The sequence below is a fragment of the Streptomyces sp. NBC_00727 genome, assembly GCF_045161745.1.
Classification (GTDB): Bacteria; Actinomycetota; Actinomycetes; order Streptomycetales; family Streptomycetaceae; genus Streptomyces.
Map to the genome: position 1 here is coordinate 3,442,727 of NZ_CP108981.1, position 20,889 is coordinate 3,463,615.

The window sequence follows — 20,889 nt, forward strand, 5'->3', positions numbered from 1 at the left end:
CGTCAGTTATCCACAGGGTTGACACCCTACGGGCCCCGGACACACCATTGAAGACGTTGAACCGAACGATCGGTCGGTAGGGAGTCCGGGATGGCGGCAGGGACTGCGAGCCAGACAGCGCAGGCGGCAGCGGGCAGTGCGGAAGGGCCGGAGGCCGCCCGGCAGGGGGCTTTCGACGCCGCGGTGGCGGCCGACGAGCGCATCGAGCCGCGCGACTGGATGCCGGACGCGTACCGCGCCTCGCTGGTCAGGCAAATGGCTCAGCACGCCCACTCGGAAATCATCGGCATGCAGCCGGAGGCCAACTGGATCACCCGCGCACCCTCGCTGCGCCGCAAGGCCATCCTCATGGCCAAGGTGCAGGACGAGGCGGGCCACGGGCTGTATCTGTACAGCGCCGCCGAGACCCTGGGCACCGGCCGCGAGGAGCTGCTCGACAAGCTCCACGCGGGCCGCCAGCGGTATTCGTCGATCTTCAACTACCCGACGTTGACCTGGGCGGACGTGGGCGCGATCGGCTGGCTCGTGGACGGCGCCGCGATCACCAACCAGGTCCCCCTCTGCCGCTGCTCCTACGGCCCCTACGCGCGCGCGATGGTCCGCATCTGCAAGGAGGAGTCGTTCCACCAGCGCCAGGGCTACGAGCTGCTCCTCGCGCTGAGCAACGGCACCCCCGCACAGCACGAGATGGCCCAGGACGCGGTGAACCGCTGGTGGTGGCCCTCCCTCATGATGTTCGGCCCGCCGGACGACGCCTCCGCCCACTCGGCCCAGTCGATGGCCTGGAAGATCAAGCGGCATTCCAACGACGAGCTGCGGCAGCGCTTCGTGGACATCTGCGTCCCCCAGGCCGAAGCGCTCGGCCTCTCCCTCCCCGACCCGGACATCCGCTGGAACGAGGAACGCGGCCGGCACGACTTCGGCGCGATCGACTGGACGGAGTTCCAGGAGGTCCTGAAGGGCAACGGGCCGTGCAACGAGCAGCGCCTCGACCAGCGCCGCCGCGCCCACGAGGAAGGCGCCTGGGTCCGCGAGGCCGCCGCCGTGTACGCCCGCAAGCACACGTCCGGCGCCGGCCCGGCCGTACCGAATGGAAAGGCGACAGCATGAGCAGCTCGACGGACTGGCCGCTGTGGGAGGTGTTCGTCCGCTCGCGGCGCGGGCTCTCGCACACCCACGCCGGCAGCCTGCACGCGCCGGACGCCGAAATGGCCCTGCGCAACGCGCGCGACCTCTACACCCGCCGGTCCGAGGGCGTCTCCCTGTGGGTCGTGCCGTCCGACCGGATCACGGCGTCCTCGCCGGACGAGAAGGACTCCTTCTTCGAGCCGGCCGGCGACAAGCCCTACCGGCACCCGACGTTCTACGAGATCCCGGACGGGGTGAAGCACCTGTGACCGCGGCCCTCGCCCTGGGCGACGACGCGCTGGTGCTCTCGCACCGGCTGGGGGAGTGGGCGGGCCACGCCCCGGTGCTGGAGGAGGAGGTGGCCCTCGCCAACATCGCCCTCGACCTGCTCGGCCAGGCCCGGCTGCTGCTGTCGCTCGTGGGCGACGAGGACGAACTGGCCTACCTGCGCGAGGAACGCGCCTTCCGCAACGCCCAGCTGGTCGAGCAGCCGAACGGCGACTTCGCCCACACCATCGCCAGGCAGCTCTACTTCTCCGTCCATCAGCAGGGCCTGTACGAGCAGTTGGCCGCCGGGGACGGCCCGTTCGCGGGCATCGCGGCCAAGGCGGTCAAGGAGGTGGCCTACCACCGGGACCACGCCGAGCAGTGGACGCTGCGTCTCGGTGACGGAACGGACGAGAGCCACCAGCGGATGCAGCGGTCGGTGGACGCGCTGTGGCGCTTCACCGGCGAGCTGTTCCAGCCGGTCGAAGGCGTGGACGTGGACTGGCAGGCGCTGCACAGCCGTTGGCTGGAGACCGTCACCGACGTCCTCGGCCGGGCGACCCTGACCGTGCCGACGGGCCCGCAGTCCGGCGCCTGGACGGCGGGGGCGGGCCGGCAGGGCATCCACACCGAGTCCTTCGGGCGAATGCTCGCCGAGATGCAGCATCTGCACCGCAGTCACCCGGGGGCGTCATGGTGACCTGGACCTCCGTCGAGGAGGAGCTGCTCAGCCTGGCGGGCTCGGTCCCCGACCCGGAGCTCCCGGTGCTGACCCTGGAGGAGCTGGGCGTGGTCCGGGGCGTGGACGTGAGCGACCCGGAGGGCCGGGTCACGGTCCGTCTCACGCCGACCTACACCGGCTGCCCGGCGATCGAGGCCATGTCCGCGGACATCGAGCGCGTGCTGCACGACCACGGCGTGGCCGAGGTGACCGTGCGGACGGTCCTGTCCCCGGCCTGGTCGACGGACGACATCAGCGCCGAAGGGCGCCGCAAGCTCGCGGAGTTCGGCATAGCGCCGCCCCGGCCCCACGACGCCGCGTCCGGCGGGCCGGTGCCGCTCGCTCTGTCCGTGCGCTGCCCGCACTGCGGCTCCACCGATACGGAGCTGCTGAGCCGGTTCTCCTCCACCGCCTGCAAGGCGCTCCGGCGCTGCGTGGCGTGCCAGGAGCCGTTCGACCACTTCAAGGAGTTGTAGATGTTCCATCCGCTCCGGGTCAGCGGGATCGAGCGGCTCACGGACGATTCGGTGGCCGTCACCCTCGCCGTCCCGCCGGACCTGCGCGAGACCTTCCGGCACAAGCCGGGCCAGCATCTCAATGTGCGCTACACCGTGGACGGCGAGGAGGTCCGCCGCTCGTACTCGATCTGCGCACCGGCCACCGAGTCCCCGGACGGTCCGACGCTGCGCGTGGGCATCCGCCTCGTGGACGGGGGCGCGTTCTCCACATACGCCCTCAAGGAACTGCTGGTCGGGGACACGATCGAGGCGATGCCGCCGATGGGCCGCTTCGTCCTTGAGCCCCGGGCCGGCCGGTTCGCGGCGATCGTCGGGGGCAGCGGCATCACCCCGGTGCTGTCCATCGCGGCCACCCTGCTCGCCCGTGAGCCGGACGCCACGTTCTGCCTGCTCCGCAGCGACCGGACCGCCGCCTCGACGATGTTCCTGGACGAGGTCGCCGACCTGAAGGACCGCTACCCGGACCGGTTCCAGCTCGTCACCGCACTGTCGCGGGAGGAGCAGCAGGCCGGACTGCCCGCGGGCCGGCTGGACGGCGAGCGGCTCTCCGCACTGCTGCCCGCGCTGCTGCCGGTGGCCGCGATCGACGGCTGGTACCTGTGCGGGCCGCTGGGCCTGGTCCGGGCCGCCGAGGGCGCGTTGCACGGCCTCGGCGTGGACCGCTCCCGCGTCCACCAGGAGATCTTCCACGTCGAGGACGGGCCGACCGCCCCCGCCGGACCCCGGGTCGAGACGCCCGTCGGCAGCACGCTGACGGCGACCCTCGACGGCCGGTCCGGCAAGTGGCCGGTGGAGGAAGGGGAATCGCTGCTGGAGACAGTGCTGCGCAGCCGTTCGGACGCCCCGTACGCGTGCAAGGGCGGCGTCTGCGGGACGTGCCGGGCGTTCCTGGTCTCGGGCGAGGTGCGGATGGACCGCAACTACGCCCTGGAACCGGAGGAGACGGACGCGGGTTATGTGCTGGCCTGCCAGTCGCATCCGGTGACCAAGGAGGTCGAACTCGACTTCGACCGCTGACGGCCGGCGACCGGCCCCGGGCTGCGGCTGCGGCCCGGGGCTCCGCCCGGCATCAGGCGACGAACGCCGGCGCGCCGTTGTCGGTGACCATCGGACGGCCCGCGCCGTCCCAGGCGAGCATGCCGCCGTCGATGTTCACGGCGTCGATGCCCTGCTGCACCAGGTACTGGGTGACCTGGGCGGACCGGCCGCCGACCCGGCACATCACGTGCACGCGCCGGCCGTCCTCCACGGCCTCGGTCACCTCACCGAAGCGGCCCACGAAGTCGCTCATCGGGATGTGCAGGGCACCGTCGACGTGCCCGGCCGCCCACTCGTCGTTCTCCCGGACGTCCAGCACGAGGCCGTCCGCCGGTACGGACGCGACGTCGACCGTGGGAAGCGGGCCGAAATTCATGAGTCATGCCTTCTCTCGTCAGTGCGCTCCGGAGTCACCGAAAACGCTACTGCACCAGCGCCGCGAGTTCCGCCTCGCGCTGTGAGACCTCGCCCAGCAGCTGTTCGGCGATCTCCTCCAGCAGGTGGTCCGGGTCGTCCGGGGCCATCCGCAGCATGGCGCCGATCGCGCTCTCCTCCAGGTCCTGGGCGACCTCGGTGAGGAGCTCCTTGCGGCGGGACAGCCACTCCAGCCGGGCGTAGAGCTCGTCGGCCTCGCTCAGCTCCGTCTGCGGCGCGACCGGTCCGGCCGCCCACTCCTCGGCCAGCTCCTTCAGGAGAACCTCGTCCCCTCGCCCGTAGGCGGCGTTGACGCGGGCGATGAACTCGTCGCGCCTGGTCCGCTCCGCCTCGTCCTGAGCCAGGTCCGGGTGGGCCCGGCGGACCAGGTCGCGGTAGAGCTTGCGGGCCTCCTCGGTCGGCCGGACCCGCTTGGGCGGCCGGACCGGCTGATCGGTCAGCATGGCCGACGCCTCCGGGGACAGCCCGTCGCCGTCCATCCAGTCGTGGAACAGCTCGTCCACGCCCGGCATGGGCATCACGACCGACCGTGCTTCCTCCGCCTTGCGGAGGTCCTCGGGGTCACCGGTCTTCGCCGCCCGTGCCTCGGCGATCTGCGCGTCGAGCTCGTCGAGCCGCGCGTACATCGGGCCCAGCCTCTGGTGGTGCAGCCGGGAGAAGTTCTCCACCTCGACCCGGAACGTCTCCACCGCGATCTCGAACTCGATCAGCGCCTGCTCGGCCACCCGCACGGCGCGCGCGAGCCGCGCCTCGGGCCGCTCCTGCCCCGCGGACGCCGCCGCCTCCTCACGGCCGGCGGCCGGCCGTGCCTCGTCCTGCAGGTCATCGTCGTTCCGGGAGATCGGCACCCCGGGGGCTTCGTGGGTCACCCGTCCAGCGTATGGCCCCGGCCCGCCCACCGCGGACCCACGGTCGGCCTGGCAGACCCCGCGCCTCCTCCCCGGCGGCCGGCCGCGTCCGCGCCCGACGGGCCGCGCCCGCCCTCACACCCCGTGCTCCGCGGCTATCCGCCCCGCCCCGATCGCCCGCACCAGTTCCGCGTGGTCCGCCTCAGTGCGGTCCGCGTACGCCACCGAGAAGTCCGCCACCGCCTCGTCCAGCTCGTCGTTCTTGCCGCAGTAGCCCGCGAGCAGCCTCGGGTCCGCGCTGTGCGCATGGGCCCGCGCCAGCAGCGCCCCGGTCATCCGGCCGTAGTCGTCCACCTGATCGGCGGCCAGGGCGGCGGGATCGACGCTGCCCTTGCGGTTCCGGAACTGCCGCACCTGGAAGGGCAGGCCGTCCACCGTCGTCCAGCCCAGCAGATGGTCACTGACGACCTGCATCCGCTTCTGCCCGAGCACCACGCGACGCCCCTCGTGCGCGACCTCGGGCACCTCGAACCCCGCGGCGGCCAGATGCGGCGCCAGGACCGAGGGCCTGGCCTCCTTCACCTGGAGCACCAGCGGCTCCCCGCGGTGGTCCAGCAGCAGCACCACGTACGAGCGGGTGCCCACACTGCCGGTGCCGACCACCCGGAACGCAACGTCGTGGATCGTGTAGCGGGCCAGCAGCGGCAGCCTGTCCTCGGAGACGGTGCCCAGATAGGCCCCGAGCCCCTCCGCCACGGCCGCGGCCTCGGCGTCCGGTACCCGGCGCAGCACCGGAGGCGCGTCGACGAACCGGCGGCCGCCGTCCTCGCAGTCCTCCGTGGACTTCGCGGCGAAACGGGCGCTGGTGTTGTTGCGGGCCTTCTCGGAGACCCGCTCCAGGGTGCCGAGCAGGTCCCGCGCGTCGGCGTGGGAGACGAGCTCCTCGTCCGCGATGGCGTTCCACGCGTCGAGCGCGGGCATCCTGGCCAGCAGCCGCATCGTCCGCCGGTAGGCGCCCACGGTGTCGTACGCGCCCTTGCGGCAGGTGTCCTCGTCGGCGCCGGCCTCTCGGCCCGCGAGCACCAGGGACGTGGCGAGGCGCTTGAGGTCCCACTCCCAGGGGCCGGGCACGGTCTCGTCGAAGTCGTTCAGGTCGATGACCAGGCCGCCCCGGGCGTCGCCGTACAGCCCGAAGTTGGCCGCGTGAGCGTCGCCGCAGAGCTGGGCGGTCACTCCGGTGACGGGGGTGCCCACCAGGTCGTGGGCCATCAGCCCGGCCGAACCGCGCAGGAAGGCGAAGGGTGTGGCCGCCATCCGGCCCACCCGTATCGGCGTCAGCCCCGGCACCCGGCCCCGGTTGGACTCCTCGACCGCGCGCACCGCGTCGGGCCGATCCGCACGCAGGGCCGGTGTCGCGTGCGCGGAGCGGGGCACTCGCGCACGCAGCGCCTTGCCCCTCTGCTTGGGGGCCTCCGCGGCTTGCGCGTACGCCCTGCCCGTACGGCGCGCGAACCCCGGCACGACCGGTATCCGCGGCCCACCCGCGCCGGCCGGGAGCGGGGCCCCCGCCACCGCCTCCACGCCGCTCGGCTCCTCCCCTCGCACCGGCGGCGGTGCCGTCTCGATTCCGTTCATGGCGCCAGCCTCCCCCGCCCGGCGCGGCCGCCGGGTCCCGCCCAACATCAACTGCCGCCGACGGTACCGCCGTACCCCAACCGCCGTCTCCCCCTGTGGATAACCCCGTGCGGGGCTCCCCTCGCTGGTCAGCCCCTCAGCACCGCGGCCTCCTCAGACCCCCACCGTCTCCTCCATCTCCTCTTCCTCCTCGGCCGACGCCTCGGCCTCGTGCCCGGCCGCCGGCCGTGCGGAGGGGGCGGCCGCAAGCGCGGCCGCCGACCGCCGCTTCCCCTCGGCCAGGCCGGCGAGGCCGATCATCGCCAGGCCCGCGGCGAACCAGAGCGCCAGCACCAGCACGTTCCCGCCCAGCGCGTGGCCGCCGAAGTAGACGTGGCTGCGTACGCCCTCCACGAATCCCGAACCGTTCCAGAAGGAGTGCAGCGCCCCGAAGAAGCCTGGTTGCAGCTCGGGGCGGAAGATCCCGCCGGAGCTGGTGAAGTTGAGCATGACGAACAGCACCATCACGCCGAGCGTGGTCCAGCGCTTGAGGAAGGTGTGCAGGCCCACACCGATCAGCAGGATGCCCGCCGAGTAGAGCCACGCCATGGCCCAGAGGCCCGCGAGCCCGTGGTCCACGAGACCGAACAGCGGCCCCGCGAAAACGGCCCCGATGGCGCTCACCACCAGCGAGGCGCCCACCGCCAGCGCCGCCCGCACCCGCAGCCGCAGGACCGCCCCGGCTCCGCCGATCACGGCGACGGACGCGTACGAGCCGATGCTCACGGCGACCAGCAGGAAGAAGATCCCCTGGCCGGTCGGGTCTCCGTCCGCCGTGGGCGCCGTGTCCGTCACCTTCAGCGGGGCGCCCTGTCCGGCCGCGACCTGGGTGAAGACCTTCTCGACCACCGTCGCGCTGGTGTCGGAGGAGGCACTGGCGACGAGCAGTTCGGGGGCCCTGCCGGGAATGTAGGCGCCGTAGCTGTCCTGCGTGCGCAGGTGTTCGGCCGCGGTGGCGCGGTCGGCGACGGTACGCACGCTGAGCGCCCCGTCCCCCTTGTCCTGGAGCGTCTGCGCGAGCACCTGCGCGCTCGGCCCCGAGCCGACCACGTCCACCCGCAGGTCGTGCGGCTGCGGCGCGTGGAAGGCGCCCAGGTAGGCGAGCCCCATGCCGATGCACATCAGCAGGGGTGTGACGAGATGACTCAGTACGTGACGCAGCGCGCCCGCCGGTGAACCGGCGGCGGCGCTCGGGCCTGCGGACATGAGGGCTCCAGACGACCGGCAAACAGTTGGCTTTTACAACTCAACTGGTTGGCTTTTACAACTTCAATTCCGTTGTACTGTACAACTGAGCTTCAGAGGAAGGCGAACCCCGTGTCAGGCACCCCCGGAGAACGCGAGGAGTCGCTAGACGTCATCCAGCGCGAACTGACCGCCTTCGCCCGCCGCGCGCGGGCCGCGGCGGCCCGGCTCCACCCGGAGCTGCCGCTCGTCTCGTACACACTGCTGGCCCACATCGACGACCAGCAGGGATGCCGCGCGACCGATCTGGCGGCGCACTACATGCTCGACAAGTCCACGGTCAGCCGACAGATCGGCGCCCTGGAGAAACTCGGCCTCGTCGAGCGCCACCCGGACCCGGACGACCACCGCATCCAGGTCCTGCACCCCACCGAGGCCGGCACGCAGGCCCTCGCCGCCACCCAGGCCAGCCGTCGGGCCGCCTACCAGGAGCGCCTCGCGGACTGGACGGCGGACGACCTCTCCCGGTTCGCCGCGTACCTCCTGCGCTACAACGCGACGGGCGACGCCGCGCGGTCGTAAATCGGGCGTTTCACGTGAAACAAAGCACACCCGCGGAGACGACCGACCGAACCGAAGAAGCCCCCCGGGCCAAGGCCTGGGGGGCTTCCTTCTTGTGCGCGAGGGGGGATTTGAACCCCCACGTCCCTAAGGACACTGGCACCTGAAGCCAGCGCGTCTGCCGTTCCGCCACTCGCGCATGAGTGGTGTTTCCAGACTCTCTCACTTTGCGGTGCGAGCGCCTGGCGACATCCGGAAGATTAGCACGCTGGACAGGGTGGATTCACATCCGTTGTTTCGCCGCCCCGCTCGGCGGGCACTCGCCGCACGCTCGACCGATGTCCATGAACGTCCGAAAGAAACCGGGAACCCGGAGCGGTCGCCCCCCACTCCTCCTGAGTGCGCCCGACGTGCGGGACACTGTGAGGAGGCCACCTCTACGATCCGTGTGAGGGGGGACACTCATCCCCAGGGCAGACGAGGGGAACCAGCCGATTTCCCGACGCGTGGATACGATCAGTAAGCAGTACAGGGACGATGACACCGGAGGAGGTGCCCCATGGGAGTGATGAAGCGTTTCGAGCAGCGTCTCGAAGGTCTGGTCAACGGCACTTTCGCCAAGGTCTTCAAGTCCGAGGTCCAGCCGGTCGAGATCGCGGGCGCCCTCCAGCGGGAGTGCGACAACAACGCCACCATTTGGAACCGCGAGCGCACCGTCGTCCCCAATGACTTCATCGTCGAGCTCAGCGCGCCCGACTACGAGCGCCTGAGCCCCTACTCCGGCCAGCTGGGCGACGAGCTCTCCGGCCTCGTCCGGGACTACGCCAAGCAGCAGCGGTACACCTTCATGGGCCCGATCAAGGTCCACCTGGAGAAGGCCGAGGACCTCGACACCGGTCTCTACCGGGTCCGCAGCCGCACCATGGCGTCGAGTTCGTCACAGGGACAGGGGCAGGGACAGGGACAGGGTCAGGGGCAGGGGCAGGGCCAGAGCTACGGCGCCCAGTCCCCCCAGCAGGGCTACCCGAACCAGCCCGGCCGGCCCGCCCCGCAGGCGCCCGGCGGCTACGGCTACCCGCCGTCCTCCGCCCCGCCCATGCCCGCGGCCCCGCCGCCGGGTGCCGGGCGCCACGGCGGCCAGGACCGCCGCCCGCCGGCCACCCCCACCTCCGTGCCGAACGTGCAGGTACGGCGCTGGATCGAGATCAACGGCACCCGCCACCAGATCTCCCGCCCGACGCTGGTCATGGGCCGCAGCACCGAAGCCGACGTGCGGATCGACGACCCCGGCGTCTCCCGCCGGCACTGTGAGATCAGGACCGGAACGCCCTCGACGATCCAGGATCTCGGGTCTACCAACGGCATCGTGGTAGACGGGCAGCACACCACCCGCGCTACGCTCCGCGACGGCTCGCGGATCGTCGTGGGCAGCACCACCATCGTTTACCGGCAAGCCGAAGGGTGAAGCGGGGGCAATGTCAGAGCTGACCCTGACGGTCATGCGGCTAGGATTCCTGGCTGTTCTGTGGCTGTTCGTGATCGTGGCCGTCCAGGTCATTCGCAGCGACCTGTTCGGAACGCGCGTCACGCAGCGCGGCTCGCGCCGCACCGCGTCCGAAGCACGTCCGCCACAGGCGCGCCAGAACAACGCGGCACCGCCGCAGCAACGCCAGCAGCCCGGCCGCCAGCGCCGGGGAGCCCCGACCAAGCTGGTTGTCTCCGAGGGCACGCTCACCGGCACCACGGTGGCGCTCCAGGGGCAGACGATCACGCTGGGCCGGGCGCATGATTCAACGATCGTGCTGGACGACGACTACGCGTCCAGCAGGCATGCCAGGATCTACCCCGACCGTGACGGCCAGTGGATCGTCGAGGATCTCGGGTCCACCAACGGCACTTACCTGGACCGGACCCGTCTGACCACCCCGACGCCTGTTCCGCTGGGCGCGCCGATCCGGATCGGCAAGACCGTCATCGAGCTGCGGAAGTAGTACGACAATGAGCGAGCGGAGCGAGCGAGCCGCGGGGGTCCGGGCATCGGATCCGGCCAGGCTCCCGACCGGAGGGTGGGCAGTGTGGCTCGAGACCGGCTGTACCCCGAACCGACGGGTGAGGTGCGCATGAGTCTGTCCCTGCGCTTCGCCGCCGGATCGCACAAGGGCATGATCCGGGAAGGCAACGAGGACTCCGGCTACGCCGGTCCCCGCCTTCTCGCGATCGCCGACGGCATGGGCGGGCAGGCGGCCGGTGAGGTCGCCAGCTCCGAGGTGATCTCCACCCTCGTCCAGCTCGACGACGACGTCCCGGGCTCCGACATCCTCACCTCGCTCGGTACGGCGGTCCAGCGGGCCAACGACCAGCTGCGGATGATGGTCGAGGAGGACCCGCAGCTGGAGGGCATGGGCACCACGCTCACCGCCCTGCTCTGGACGGGCCAGCGCCTCGGCCTGGTCCACGTCGGCGACTCGCGCGCGTACCTGCTGCGCGACGGCGTGCTGACCCAGATCACGCAGGACCACACCTGGGTCCAGCGCCTGGTCGACGAGGGCCGCATCACCGAGGAGGAGGCCACCACCCACCCGCAGCGCTCCCTGCTGATGCGCGCGCTGGGCAGTGGCGACCACGTCGAACCCGACCTCTCCATCCGTGAGGTCCGGGCCGGCGACCGCTACCTGATCTGCTCCGACGGGCTCTCCGGCGTCGTCTCCCACCAGACCATGGAGGAGACGCTCGCCAGCTACCAGGGCCCCCAGGAGACCATCCAGGACCTGATCCAGCTCGCCCTGCGCGGCGGCGGACCGGACAACATCACCTGCATCGTCGCCGATGTCTTCGACGTCGACGGCAACGACACCCTGGCCGGGCGGCTCAATGACACCCCGGTCGTCGTCGGCGCGGTCGCCGAGAACCAGGCGGCCCAGCTGAACGACGGCGGCGCGATGCAGACGCCCGCGGGACGCGCGGCCGGCCTCGGCCGTCCCGTACCGCCGCCCTCGGGCAGCTTCGGCCCTCCCGGCAGCGGTGACGACGGCGACTACGGCGACATGCCCGAGGGGTCCTTCTCGTCCTACACGGACGACGACTTCGTCAAGCACGGCGGCCGCAAGTGGCTGAAGCGGTCCCTGTACGTCGTGCTCGCGCTGGCGGTCGTCGGCGGCGGTCTGTACGGCGGTTACCGCTGGACCCAGACCCAGTTCTACGTCGGCGCGAAGAACGACAACGTCGCGCTGTACCGCGGCATCAGCCAGGACCTGGGCTGGCTCTCGCTCTCGAAGGTCGAGACGGACCATCCCGAGATCGAACTCAAGTACCTCCCCGCCTACCAGCGCAAGAAGGTCGAGGCGACGATCGCCGAGGGCAGCCTCGCCGACGCCCGCGAGAAAATCAGCGAGCTCTCCACTCAGGCATCCGCCTGCAAGAAGGACGAGCAGCGCCGTGCCGCGGAGAAGGAGCACGGCGACGAGGGCCAGGCGCAGGGCACGGACACCGACGCCACCAAGGCGTCCAAGTCCACCAAGACATCCGGTGGCGACACCACGTCCGAGCAGACTTCCACGACTCCCACTCCTGGTCCCAGCCTCTCGGAGGAAGAGAAGAAGCTGGTCCCGCAGTGCGGTAAGAAGTAGAGCCGTAGGGGGCCTTCAGCACCATGAGCGTTGTCACCAACACGACCACGATCGGCGCGATCAACGCGCCGAGCCGGCGCAACACCGAACTGATGATGATGGTCTTCGCCATCGCCATCTCGGTGTTCGCCTACGCCAACGTGGGCCTGGCCCTGGACGGCAAGCTGCCGTCCGGCATGTTCGGCTACGGAGCGGGGCTCATCCTGCTCGGCGGTGTCGCCCATCTCGTGGTGCGGAAGTTCGCCCCGTACGCGGACCCGCTGCTGCTGCCGCTGGCCACGCTGCTGAACGGGCTGGGGCTGGTGCTGATCTGGCGCCTCGACCAGTCGCCGCGGCTGATCAGGAGCGCCAAGAACATCTACGGCGTCTTCACCCCGTCCGCCCCGCGTCAGCTGATGTACTCCGCGATCGGTGTAGCGCTGTTCGTCGGCGTACTGCTGCTGCTCAAGGACCACCGCATCCTGCAGCGCTACACGTACATCTCCATGGTGGTGGCGCTGGTCCTGCTGATCCTTCCGATGTTCTTCCCGGCCAAGTTCGGCGCCAGGATCTGGATCAACATCGCCGGGTTCTCGATCCAGCCCGGCGAGTTCGCGAAGATCATCATCGCGGTCTTCTTCGCGGGCTACCTCATGGTCAAGCGCGACGCGCTGGCGTTGGCCAGCCGACGCTTCATGGGGATGTACCTCCCGCGTGGACGCGACCTGGGCCCCATCCTCGTCATCTGGGCGCTGTCGATCCTGATCCTCGTTTTCGAGACAGACCTCGGAACATCGCTGCTGTTCTTCGGCCTCTTTGTGGTCATGCTGTACGTGGCAACCGAACGGACCAGCTGGATCGTCTTCGGCCTGCTGATGTCGGCGGCCGGAGCCGTGGGTGTCGCCAGCTTCGAGTCGCACGTCGAGGCACGTGTGACGGCCTGGCAGGACCCCTTCAAGTGCTTCCACACAAACAATTCCTGCGAGCAAATCGGCAACGCCATCATGTCCTTCGGTTCGGGCGGCACGCTCGGCGCCGGATGGGGCCAGGGCAACTCCGACCTGATCGGCTTCGCCGCCAACGCCGACTTCATCCTCTCCACCGTCGGAGAGGAGCTCGGCCTCGCCGGAATGATGGCCGTCCTACTGATCTACGGCCTCATCATCGAACGCGGTGTCCGCACGGCGCTCGCCGCCCGCGACCCCTTCGGCAAGCTCCTCGCGATCGGCCTCTCCGGTGCCTTCGCCATCCAGGTCTTCGTCGTCGCCGGCGGTGTCATGGGCCTCATCCCGCTCACCGGTATGACGATGCCGTTCCTCGCGGCCGGCGGTTCGTCCGTGATCGCCAACTGGGCCCTCATCGGCATCCTCATCCGCATCAGCGACACCGCCCGGCGCCCCGCGCCCGCCCCCGCACCCTCGACCGACGCCGAGATGACCCAGGTGGTCCGCCCGTGAACAAGCCACTGCGCCGGATCGCGATCTTCTGCGGCGTCCTGATCTTCGCCCTGCTCGCGCGGACCAACTACCTGCAATACGTGAAGGCCGACTCGCTCAACACCCGCGACGAGAACCGCCGGGTCCGCATCGAGCGGTACGCGCACGAGCGCGGCAACATCATCGTCGACGGCAAGTCCGTCACCGGGTCCACCGAGACCAAGGACAGCGACTTCAAGTACAAGCGGGTCTGGAAGGACGGCCCCATGTGGGCCCCCGTCACCGGCTACTCCTCACAGGCGTTCGGCGCCACCCAGCTGGAGAGCATCGAGGACGGCATCCTCACCGGCAACGACGACCAGCTCTTCTTCAACCGCACCATGTCGATGTTCACCGGCGACGAGGAGACGGGCGGCAACGTCGTCACGACGCTCAACGGCGCCGCCCAGAAGGCCGCCTTCGAGGGCCTCGGCAAGAAGAAGGGCGCCGCCGTCGCCCTCGACCCGGAGACGGGCGCGATCCTGGCGCTCGCCAGCACCCCCTCGTACGACCCCTCGACCTTCGCGGGCAACGGCGCATCCGACACCAAGGCGTGGCAGTCCCTGTTGAAGGACAAGGACAAGCCGATGCTCAACCGGGCGCTGCGCGAGACCTACCCGCCCGGCTCGACGTTCAAGGTCGTCACCGCGGCCGCCGCCCTGGAGAACGGGCTCTACACCGACATCGACGAGGACACCAAGTCGCCGCTGCCCTGGCGCCTGCCGCAGTCGTCCGACGACCTGCCCAACGAGGGCAACATCCCGTGCAAGAACGCCTCGCTCCGCAAGGCGCTGCGGTACTCCTGCAACACCGTCTTCGGCAAGATCAGTGACGACCTGGGCAACCAGAAGATGATCGACGAGGCCAACAAGTTCGGCTTCAACGAGGAGATATTCACCCCGGTCCGTTCGAACGCCAGCGTGTACCCCGAGGACAACCGGCCGCAGAACGCCATGGCGGGCATCGGCCAGGCGTCCAACCGCGCCACCCCGCTCCAGATGGCCATGGTCGCCTCCGCCGTCGCCAACGACGGCAAGCTCATGCAGCCGTACATGGTCGCCGAGCGCAAGGCGCCCAACCTGGACGTGATCTACACGCACGAGAAGGAAGAGTTCAGCCGGCCCCTCTCGGCGGAGAACGCCCAGAAGCTCCAGCAGATGATGGAGACCGTCGTCAAGGAGGGCACGGGCACCAACGCCCAGATCCCGAACGTCACGGTCGGCGGCAAGACCGGTACCGCCCAGAACGGCCTGAACAACAAGGGCAACCCGTACGCGTGGTTCATCTCCTACGCGAAGACCGACAGCGGTTCGCCGGTGGCCGTGGCCGTCGTCGTCGAGGACAGCAACGCCACCCGCGAGAACATCTCCGGTGGCGGCCTGGCCGCCCCGATCGCGAAGGCGGTCATGAAGGCGGTCATCGACAGCGAAAAGTGATACCGCTCACATCCGGCCGCAAATGCGCCCCGGCGGATACCGGTCGGATATCAGGTATTGCCTGCGGGCCGATCAGCTGATGCGCGGCCGGTAGCGTATGCGCGAACAGCACACCGCCGGACCGCACACCGGTGCGGTCAGGACTGACGGAGAGGGCTGGAACAGTTATGGAAGAGCCGCGTCGCCTAGGCGGCCGGTACGAGCTGGGCTCGGTGCTCGGCCGTGGTGGCATGGCCGAGGTCTACCTCGCCCACGACACCCGGCTCGGCCGCACCGTCGCTGTGAAGACGCTCCGGGCGGACCTCGCCCGCGACCCGTCCTTCCAGGCCCGGTTCCGCCGTGAGGCCCAGTCCGCCGCCTCGCTCAACCATCCGGCGATCGTCGCGGTGTACGACACCGGCGAGGACTACGTCGACGGGGTCTCCATCCCGTACATCGTCATGGAGTACGTCGACGGCTCGACGCTCCGGGAGCTGCTGCACTCGGGGCGCAGACTGCTGCCCGAGCGCACGCTCGAAATGACCGTGGGCATCCTGCAGGCGCTGGAGTACTCGCACCGCGCGGGCATCGTCCACCGGGACATCAAGCCGGCCAACGTCATGCTGACCCGGACCGGACAGGTCAAGGTCATGGACTTCGGCATCGCCCGCGCCATGGGCGACTCCGGCATGACGATGACCCAGACCGCGGCCGTCATCGGCACCGCCCAGTACCTCTCTCCCGAGCAGGCCAAGGGCGAGCAGGTCGACGCGCGGTCCGACCTCTACTCGACCGGCTGCCTGCTCTACGAGCTGCTGACGGTCCGGCCGCCGTTCGTCGGGGACTCGCCGGTCGCGGTTGCGTACCAGCACGTACGGGAAGAGCCGCAGCCGCCGAGCAACTTCGACCCCGAGATCACGCCCGCCATGGACGCGATCGTGCTGAAGGCCCTCACCAAGGACCCCGACTACCGCTACCAGTCGGCCGACGAGATGCGCGCCGACATCGAGGCGTGCCTCGACGGCCAGCCGGTCGCCGCCACCGCCGCGATGGGTGCGGCGGGTTACGGGGGCTACGGCGGCGGGTACGACAACGACCAGCCCACCACCGCCCTGCGCACCGCCGACCCGAACGGCGAGCGCACGTCGATGCTGCCGCCGGTCAACCCGGACGACGGCGGCTACGGCTATGACGACCGCCCGGACCGCCGCAGGCAGAAGAAGAACAACACCTCGACGATCCTGCTGGTCATCGCGGGCATCCTGGTGCTGATCGGCGCGATCCTCATCGGCAAGGCGGTCTTCGGCGGGGACGGCGGCGACGAGGGCGCGTTCGACGTGCCCAACATGGTCGGCATCACCGTCAAGGACGCTCAGACGCTCGCCGACAACGCGAACGTCAAGCTCGAGATCGGTCCGAAGGAAGAGTGCGAGGACCAGCCCAAGGGCAAGATCTGCCGCCAGACGCCGACGGCCAAGGAGCAGATGAAGGAGCAGGAGACCGTCACGGTCTTCGTCTCCACCGGTCCGCCGAAGGTCGAGGTCCCTGACGTCACGGAGAAGTCCGAGGACAGCGCCCGCAAGGCCCTGGAGGACAGGGGCTTCACGGTCAACGTCACGTCGGTCGAGTCCGACCAGGCCGACCCCGGCACGGTCCTGGAGCAGTCGCCCAAGGGCGGCTCGAAAGTCGAGGAGAACTCCGAGGTCGAGCTCAAGATCGCCACGGAGAAGCTGCTCACCGTTCCTCCCGTGGCCGGCCGCTCCTACGAGGAAGCGGTGAACCAGCTGAAGGGCGTCGGCTTCACCAACATCGGCAAGTCCGAGGAGGACTCCGACAAGCCGGCGAACGAGGTGCTCGGTCAGAACCCCGAGGCGAACACGAAGGCCGGCAAGGACACCTCGATCATCCTCAAGGTCTCCAAGGGCCCGACGCAGCCCCCGACGGTCGCCATCCCCGAGGTCCGCGGCCACAAGGTCTCCGAGGCCAAGCAGATGCTGACCCAGGCCGGCTTCACGAACATCCAGTTCGCCGAAGGCAGCTCGCAGGACGACAACGCCATGGTCACCAACGCCGACCCGCAGCCGGGCACACAGTCCGACCCGGCCACCACCACGGTCACTCTCACCACGGTGGGCGGCGACGGAATCTTCGGCGGGCCGAACGGCGGCGGCGGGGGCCACTGACCCGCTCCGTACCCCGCAAGAACAGAGGGCCCCGGTCACCGCGAAGGTGACCGGGGCCCTCTGCGTATCGCCCGCGTCAGCGCAGCTCAGCCGGCTTCGTACGGTCGCGGTCGACCTTCTCCGTACGGACCAGCTCGCCCCACACGATGTAGCGGTACTTCGACGTGAAGACCGGGGTGCAGGTCGTCAGCGTGATGTAGCGGCCGGCCTTCTTCACGCCGGAGCCCTTCGGGACGGGGCCCAGCACGTCGACGTTGTACTTGGACGTCTCCGGCAGCTCGTTGAAGACCTTGTAGATGTACCAGGTGTCCTTCGTCTCGAAGACGATCGCGTCCCCGTCGTGCACCTTGTCGATGTTGTGGAACTTCGCCCCGTGCCCGTCCCGGTGGGCGGCCAGCGAGAAGTTGCCCTCCTTGTCGGAGGGGAGCGCGGATTTCACCGGATCGGTGTAGTAGCCGGCGACGCCGTCGTTGAGCGTCTCGGTGTCGGTGCCCTTCTTGACGAGCACCTCGCCGTTCTTCATCGACGGGACATGGAGGAAGCCGATGCCGTCCTTGGTGTCCAGCGCGCCGGGCCCGTCGGCCCAGCGGTCGCGGACGGTGTTGCCCTGCTTGGTGGCCTCGCGGTCGGCGAGCACGTTCGTCCACCACAGGGAGTAGACGACGAAGAGGCCGAGCACCAGACCTGCGGTGATGAGGAGTTCACCGAAGACGCTGACGGCGGTCGCGATGGGGTGCCGGCCGCCCTTCCGCGCGGGTGGCGCGGACTCGTCGGTCCGCTCCTGGTCCTCGGTCGTCGCTGTCATAGCACCGCCCTGTCGTCATGGCGTGGGGCCCGTTCAGTCCGCGAGCACGTCGGGCTTCCCCTTGCTGCGCGGCCGTTCGTCGACCATCTTGCCCCAGACGATCAATCGGTACGTACTCGTGAATTCCGGCGTACACGTCGTCAAGGTGATGTACCGGCCGGGCTTGGTGAACCCGGACTGCTTCGGCACCGGCGCGATCACGGAGACGTTCGAGGGCGAGGTCTGCGGCAGCACGCTCGTCATCTCGTACGTGTAGTACGCCTCCCGGGTCTCGACCACGATCGGGTCACCGGGCTTCAGGCGGTTGACGTACCGGAACGGTTCGCCATGGGTATTGCGGTGGCCGGCCAGCGCGAAGTTGCCCTCCTTGGCGGAGGGCATCGCCGTTTTCAGCGGCTTCTCGCTGTAGTGACCGACCATGCCCCGGTCGAGGACCTTCTCCTTGCTGGTGCCCTCGGCGATGGGCGTGACGACGTCCAGCTTGGGGATGTGGAGGATGGCGAAGCCCTGCCCCGGCTCGAACGCCGCCTGCTTCTCAGGGGGGTTCTCGTTCTTGGCCCAGTCGTCCTGGATCTTGTGGGTCTCCCGGCCGGCGATCTGGTCGGCGCGCACGTTCGTCCACCAGAGCTGGTAGGTGACGAACAGCAGCATCAGGACGCCGAGCGTGATGAACAGTTCACCGATGCCCCGGCTGATGACGACCGCGGGGCTGTCCTTGGCGGCCTTGGCCGCCCGGCGCGCCTCCATGCGGGTCATGGGCTTCGCGGGGTCCGCGTTCTCGGGCCCGGGCAGCGGCGCGGGCCGCCGCCGGCCACGGCCCTTGGCGGCCCGTCGGCGCTCGGCGCGACCGCCGGTGGGCGGCGCGGGGGCCCCGTCGGGCTCGTCGGCCCTCCCCGCGTCCGGGCGAGGCGCCGGCACGGACAGGTCGTCCGCGTCTATTCGCCCCAGGATCTCGGTGGCCGGCTCCACGGCCTCGCCGGCCGGGGGGTACGGGTCGGCCACCGGCCCCGGACCGGTCGGGAGCGGCTGTACGGGCGCGGGTGGCTGTACGGGCCCCTGGGGGCCGTACCAGTCGCGTTGGTAGCCCTCGGGGTCGTACCACTCCTGCGGGGCCTGCTGAGGGCCCTGGGGGTCGTACGGGGCCTGCTGGGGCGGCGGCACGGGGCCCGCCCCCGGCAGCGGGTCGTTCAGCGGGTCCGACAGCCCGTGGACCGCCGCCTCGAACGCGCCCGGGTCCTCGTACGACCGCGGATCGTGCGGGTCGTCCTGCCCGGCCCCGGCTCCGTGGCGGGGTGGGGTCACGCGACGGCCTTGCCCACCACCGGAGCGAGCCCCGCCGACCTTTCGACGGCTCCGGTGTCCCCGCAGCGCACCAGCCAGTTGGCCAGCATCAGATGGCCGTGCTCGGTGAGCACCGACTCGGGGTGGAACTGCACGCCCTCGACGGCCAGCTCCCGGTGGCGCAGGCCCATGATGATGCCGTCGGCGGTCCGCGCGGTGACCTCCAGCTCGTCGGGCACCGTGTCCGGTTCGGCGGCGAGCGAGTGGTAGCGGGTCGCGGTGAACGGCGAGGGAAGACCGGCGAAGACGCCCGTGCCCTCGTGGAGCACCGGGGACGTCTTGCCGTGCAGCAGCTCGGGGGCGCGGCCGACGACACCGCCGTACGCCACCGCCATGGACTGCATGCCCAGGCAGACCCCGAAGACCGGGACGCCGGTCGCCGCGCAGTGCCGCACCATGTCGATGCAGACGCCCGCGTGCTCCGGGGTGCCGGGGCCGGGGGAGAGCAGGACGCCGTCGAAGCCGTCCTGGGCGTGGGCCGTGGTGACCTCGTCGTTGCGCAGCACCTCGCACTCGGCACCCAGCTGGTACAGGTACTGGACGAGGTTGAAGACGAAGCTGTCGTAGTTGTCGACGACCAGGATGCGGGCGCTCATCGGCCGGCTCCCGTCGCCGCGCTCGCGCCGTCGACCGTCACGTCACCGAACGGAAGCAGTGGTTCCGCCCAGGGGAAGACGTACTGGAACAGCACATAGACGACCGCCACGGCGAGCACGAGCGAAATGAACGCACGCACCCACACGTTGCCCGGCAGATGCCGCCAGATCCAGCTGTACATCCAGACCCTCCATTCGGTACGGGACCAGACTAAAGGGCCGGGGGCCCGGCGTGGGCAGCCTGTGGAAAGCTGTGCGGCGGCCGAAAGCCCTCTGCTACTCCACCGGCTCCGCGTAGTGCAGATCCACCGTGCCGGAGTAGCCGGGAAGCGTCACCGCCCCGTGCTCGTCGACCTTCCAGCCGAGCCCGTACGCCTTCACGTACAGCAGGTAGTTCTGAATCGCCGGCGAGGCGTCCAGCGCCCGCCGCAGCGCCCCGGGATCGCCCACCGCGGTGATCTTGTACGGGGGTGAGTAGACCCGGCCCTGGAGGATCAGGGTGTTGCCGACGCAGCGCACGGCGCTGGTGGAGATCAGCCGCTGGTCCATGACCTTGATGCCCTTGGCGCCGCCCTGCCACAGGGCGTTGACGACCGCCTGGAGGTCCTGCTGGTGGATGACCAGGTCGTTGGGCTGCGGGTCGGGGTAGCCGGGGCTCGCGGTGGCGTTCGGCGGGGCGTCGTTGAGCGTGACGGACACCGCCCGGCCGGACAGCTCGGTGGTGCCTGCGGTCCGCTCCAGCGCCTTGAGCCTGGCGGCCTCCGCCTTGGTGCTGCCGTTGTCGCGCTGGGCGAGGCTGTCGACGTCCCCGCGCACGGAGGCGGCGGACTCCTCAAGGGCGGCGTTCTTCTCGCTGCGCTGCTGGATGAGGTCGGAGAGCTTCAGCAGCGAGGCGTCGGTGCGGATATTGGTGCCCTTCGCCGTATTCGCGCTGGTCACGAAGATAAGACCGGCAAGGGCGAAAACGGCAGCCGTGAGCACTCTGACCGGGTGCCGGAAGGTGCGCCGGACCGGCCCGGGGGGAGAGTCGGCAGAATTGCTCAACGTACCCTTATCTCCTTCGGTGCCACGGAAGCACTACGCTAACGGACGCC

The 20,889-nt window shown here is 70.1% G+C and carries 21 protein-coding genes and 1 tRNA gene; 12 read left to right on the forward strand and 10 right to left on the reverse strand.

What is annotated here, in order from left to right:
* The first annotated feature begins 90 nt into the window (after nucleotides 1–90).
* From paaA to OG242_RS15540, 5 genes are read left to right on the forward strand one after another with little or no spacing between them, the layout of a single operon-like run.
* Nucleotides 91–1,110, forward strand: coding sequence for a 1,2-phenylacetyl-CoA epoxidase subunit PaaA (paaA, locus tag OG242_RS15520; RefSeq protein ID WP_405898728.1), 1,020 nt, complete (start codon nucleotides 91–93; stop codon nucleotides 1,108–1,110).
* Entirely contained in the window at nucleotides 1,107–1,397 is a 291-nt protein-coding gene (gene paaB, locus OG242_RS15525) for a 1,2-phenylacetyl-CoA epoxidase subunit PaaB (RefSeq protein WP_093707953.1), read from the forward strand. Before paaA ends, paaB begins: the two co-directional genes overlap by 4 nt.
* Entirely contained in the window at nucleotides 1,394–2,095 is a 702-nt protein-coding gene (gene paaC, locus OG242_RS15530; RefSeq protein WP_405898729.1) for a 1,2-phenylacetyl-CoA epoxidase subunit PaaC, read from the forward strand. Before paaB ends, paaC begins: the two co-directional genes overlap by 4 nt.
* Nucleotides 2,089–2,592 carry a 1,2-phenylacetyl-CoA epoxidase subunit PaaD gene (paaD, locus tag OG242_RS15535; protein ID WP_405898730.1) on the forward strand — a complete coding sequence of 168 codons (504 nt, stop codon included), beginning with the start codon at nucleotides 2,089–2,091 and terminating at the stop codon, nucleotides 2,590–2,592. The genes paaC and paaD overlap by 7 nt, the downstream gene beginning before the upstream one ends.
* Nucleotides 2,593–3,651, forward strand: coding sequence for a 2Fe-2S iron-sulfur cluster-binding protein (locus OG242_RS15540; RefSeq protein ID WP_405898731.1), 1,059 nt, complete (start codon nucleotides 2,593–2,595; stop codon nucleotides 3,649–3,651). It begins immediately after the preceding gene.
* 52 nt (nucleotides 3,652–3,703) lie between these two features.
* Here OG242_RS15540 and OG242_RS15545 read toward each other — a convergent pair whose 3' ends face one another.
* The 4 genes from OG242_RS15545 to OG242_RS15560 form a co-directional block, all read right to left on the reverse strand.
* Nucleotides 3,704–4,048 carry a rhodanese-like domain-containing protein gene (locus OG242_RS15545; protein ID WP_093707949.1) on the reverse strand — a complete coding sequence of 115 codons (345 nt, stop codon included), beginning with the start codon at nucleotides 4,046–4,048 and terminating at the stop codon, nucleotides 3,704–3,706.
* Between the two features lie 46 nt (nucleotides 4,049–4,094).
* Complete coding sequence (locus OG242_RS15550) at nucleotides 4,095–4,976, reverse strand: hypothetical protein (RefSeq protein WP_405898732.1); 882 nt, start codon at nucleotides 4,974–4,976, stop codon at nucleotides 4,095–4,097.
* Nucleotides 4,977–5,090: 114 nt separating this feature from the next.
* Nucleotides 5,091–6,590 carry a DUF2252 domain-containing protein gene (locus OG242_RS15555; protein WP_405898733.1) on the reverse strand — a complete coding sequence of 500 codons (1,500 nt, stop codon included), beginning with the start codon at nucleotides 6,588–6,590 and terminating at the stop codon, nucleotides 5,091–5,093.
* A 153-nt stretch (nucleotides 6,591–6,743) separates the two neighbouring features.
* Nucleotides 6,744–7,835: a hypothetical protein gene (locus OG242_RS15560; protein ID WP_405898734.1), complete on the reverse strand. Its 1,092-nt coding sequence runs from the start codon at nucleotides 7,833–7,835 to the stop codon at nucleotides 6,744–6,746.
* 111 nt (nucleotides 7,836–7,946) lie between these two features.
* On the opposite strand from OG242_RS15560, the gene OG242_RS15565 reads away from it, so the two are divergent.
* Nucleotides 7,947–8,396: a MarR family winged helix-turn-helix transcriptional regulator gene (locus OG242_RS15565; protein WP_405898735.1), complete on the forward strand. Its 450-nt coding sequence runs from the start codon at nucleotides 7,947–7,949 to the stop codon at nucleotides 8,394–8,396.
* A gap of 95 nt (nucleotides 8,397–8,491) precedes the next feature.
* Here OG242_RS15565 and OG242_RS15570 read toward each other — a convergent pair.
* A tRNA-Leu gene (locus OG242_RS15570) sits at nucleotides 8,492–8,574 on the reverse strand.
* A gap of 360 nt (nucleotides 8,575–8,934) precedes the next feature.
* Between OG242_RS15570 and OG242_RS15575 the strand changes: the two genes are divergently transcribed.
* From OG242_RS15575 to pknB, 6 genes are all read left to right on the forward strand, one after another.
* Complete coding sequence (locus OG242_RS15575; RefSeq protein ID WP_405898736.1) at nucleotides 8,935–9,840, forward strand: FhaA domain-containing protein; 906 nt, start codon at nucleotides 8,935–8,937, stop codon at nucleotides 9,838–9,840.
* Nucleotides 9,841–9,850: 10 nt separating this feature from the next.
* Nucleotides 9,851–10,366, forward strand: coding sequence for an FHA domain-containing protein (locus OG242_RS15580; protein ID WP_405898737.1), 516 nt, complete (start codon nucleotides 9,851–9,853; stop codon nucleotides 10,364–10,366).
* Nucleotides 10,367–10,495: 129 nt separating this feature from the next.
* Nucleotides 10,496–12,001 carry a Stp1/IreP family PP2C-type Ser/Thr phosphatase gene (locus OG242_RS15585; RefSeq protein WP_405898738.1) on the forward strand — a complete coding sequence of 502 codons (1,506 nt, stop codon included), beginning with the start codon at nucleotides 10,496–10,498 and terminating at the stop codon, nucleotides 11,999–12,001.
* A 23-nt stretch (nucleotides 12,002–12,024) separates the two neighbouring features.
* Nucleotides 12,025–13,437, forward strand: a complete 1,413-nt coding sequence (locus OG242_RS15590) for an FtsW/RodA/SpoVE family cell cycle protein (protein WP_405898739.1) — start codon at nucleotides 12,025–12,027, stop codon at nucleotides 13,435–13,437.
* Entirely contained in the window at nucleotides 13,434–14,891 is a 1,458-nt protein-coding gene (locus tag OG242_RS15595; protein WP_405898740.1) for a peptidoglycan D,D-transpeptidase FtsI family protein, read from the forward strand. The genes OG242_RS15590 and OG242_RS15595 overlap by 4 nt, the downstream gene beginning before the upstream one ends.
* A 167-nt stretch (nucleotides 14,892–15,058) precedes the next feature.
* On the forward strand, nucleotides 15,059–17,053 hold the full coding sequence (pknB, locus tag OG242_RS15600; protein ID WP_405898741.1) for a Stk1 family PASTA domain-containing Ser/Thr kinase: 1,995 nt from the start codon (nucleotides 15,059–15,061) through the stop codon (nucleotides 17,051–17,053).
* Nucleotides 17,054–17,129: 76 nt separating this feature from the next.
* On the opposite strand, the gene OG242_RS15605 is transcribed toward pknB, so the two are convergent.
* The 5 genes from OG242_RS15605 to OG242_RS15625 form a co-directional block, all read right to left on the reverse strand.
* Entirely contained in the window at nucleotides 17,130–17,858 is a 729-nt protein-coding gene (locus OG242_RS15605) for a class E sortase (RefSeq protein ID WP_405898742.1), read from the reverse strand.
* Between the two features lie 33 nt (nucleotides 17,859–17,891).
* Complete coding sequence (locus OG242_RS15610) at nucleotides 17,892–19,160, reverse strand: class E sortase (RefSeq protein ID WP_405898743.1); 1,269 nt, start codon at nucleotides 19,158–19,160, stop codon at nucleotides 17,892–17,894.
* Nucleotides 19,157–19,795, reverse strand: a complete 639-nt coding sequence (locus OG242_RS15615; protein ID WP_405898744.1) for an aminodeoxychorismate/anthranilate synthase component II — start codon at nucleotides 19,793–19,795, stop codon at nucleotides 19,157–19,159. Before OG242_RS15615 ends, OG242_RS15610 begins: the two co-directional genes overlap by 4 nt.
* Nucleotides 19,792–19,977 (reverse strand): hypothetical protein, encoded by a 186-nt coding sequence (locus OG242_RS15620; protein WP_405898745.1) that lies wholly within the window; start codon nucleotides 19,975–19,977, stop codon nucleotides 19,792–19,794. The genes OG242_RS15615 and OG242_RS15620 overlap by 4 nt, the downstream gene beginning before the upstream one ends.
* A gap of 94 nt (nucleotides 19,978–20,071) precedes the next feature.
* A complete protein-coding gene (locus OG242_RS15625) occupies nucleotides 20,072–20,839 on the reverse strand; it encodes a DUF881 domain-containing protein (protein ID WP_405898746.1) in 768 nt (255 codons plus the stop codon).
* Nucleotides 20,840–20,889: the final 50 nt, after the last annotated feature.

What these genes read in the sequence shown, in the direction of transcription:
- paaA (WP_405898728.1), top strand. Translation starts at nt 91, where the DNA reads ATGGCGGCAGGGACTGCGAGCCAGACAGCGCAGGCGGCAGCGGGCAGT.
- paaB (WP_093707953.1), top strand. Translation starts at nt 1,107, where the DNA reads ATGAGCAGCTCGACGGACTGGCCGCTGTGGGAGGTGTTCGTCCGCTCG.
- paaD (WP_405898730.1), top strand. Translation starts at nt 2,089, where the DNA reads ATGGTGACCTGGACCTCCGTCGAGGAGGAGCTGCTCAGCCTGGCGGGC.
- OG242_RS15540 (WP_405898731.1), top strand. Translation starts at nt 2,593, where the DNA reads ATGTTCCATCCGCTCCGGGTCAGCGGGATCGAGCGGCTCACGGACGAT.
- OG242_RS15545 (WP_093707949.1), bottom strand. Translation starts at nt 4,048, where the DNA reads ATGAATTTCGGCCCGCTTCCCACGGTCGACGTCGCGTCCGTACCGGCG.
- OG242_RS15555 (WP_405898733.1), bottom strand. Translation starts at nt 6,590, where the DNA reads ATGAACGGAATCGAGACGGCACCGCCGCCGGTGCGAGGGGAGGAGCCG.
- OG242_RS15560 (WP_405898734.1), bottom strand. Translation starts at nt 7,835, where the DNA reads ATGTCCGCAGGCCCGAGCGCCGCCGCCGGTTCACCGGCGGGCGCGCTG.
- OG242_RS15575 (WP_405898736.1), top strand. Translation starts at nt 8,935, where the DNA reads ATGGGAGTGATGAAGCGTTTCGAGCAGCGTCTCGAAGGTCTGGTCAAC.
- OG242_RS15580 (WP_405898737.1), top strand. Translation starts at nt 9,851, where the DNA reads ATGTCAGAGCTGACCCTGACGGTCATGCGGCTAGGATTCCTGGCTGTT.
- OG242_RS15585 (WP_405898738.1), top strand. Translation starts at nt 10,496, where the DNA reads ATGAGTCTGTCCCTGCGCTTCGCCGCCGGATCGCACAAGGGCATGATC.
- OG242_RS15590 (WP_405898739.1), top strand. Translation starts at nt 12,025, where the DNA reads ATGAGCGTTGTCACCAACACGACCACGATCGGCGCGATCAACGCGCCG.
- pknB (WP_405898741.1), top strand. Translation starts at nt 15,059, where the DNA reads ATGGAAGAGCCGCGTCGCCTAGGCGGCCGGTACGAGCTGGGCTCGGTG.
- OG242_RS15605 (WP_405898742.1), bottom strand. Translation starts at nt 17,858, where the DNA reads ATGACAGCGACGACCGAGGACCAGGAGCGGACCGACGAGTCCGCGCCA.
- OG242_RS15615 (WP_405898744.1), bottom strand. Translation starts at nt 19,795, where the DNA reads ATGAGCGCCCGCATCCTGGTCGTCGACAACTACGACAGCTTCGTCTTC.
- OG242_RS15620 (WP_405898745.1), bottom strand. Translation starts at nt 19,977, where the DNA reads ATGTACAGCTGGATCTGGCGGCATCTGCCGGGCAACGTGTGGGTGCGT.